The organism is Acinetobacter sp. ESBL14 (assembly GCF_036668815.1).
In the GTDB taxonomy this organism is placed as follows: domain Bacteria; phylum Pseudomonadota; class Gammaproteobacteria; order Pseudomonadales; family Moraxellaceae; genus Acinetobacter; species Acinetobacter gyllenbergii.
The window spans coordinates 1-297 of the sequence record NZ_JAZEVS010000064.1 but is presented as its reverse complement, the minus strand read 5'-3'; the positions used below and the strand labels follow the sequence as shown (position 1 = coordinate 297).

Annotated in this window: 1 pseudogene; it reads left to right on the top strand. The window is 46.8% G+C overall.

Annotated features, from left to right (window positions below):
• Positions 1 to 297 (top strand): annotated as a pseudogene (locus tag V6E90_RS21640) (YadA-like family protein); the annotation flags it as partial.

Sequence of the window (297 nt, the reverse complement as noted above, 5' to 3'; positions counted from 1 at the left end):
TAGACGATGCAGCAGTTAAATATGACGATGCAACGACTAAAGACAAGATCACGCTTGCAGGTGCTGGTGGAACCACGATTACCAACGTTAAAGCGGGTGCAGTAAATTCAAGTTCAACTGATGCAATCAACGGTAGCCAATTACACGGTGTAGCCGATAGCGTTAAGAGTGCAATTGGTGGCAACACGACCATTGATGCAACGACAGGTGCAATCACCACAAGTAACATTGGTGGTACAGGTTCGAACACAATTGATGGTGCGATCACCAGCGTTAAAGCGACAGCAGACAAAGGCA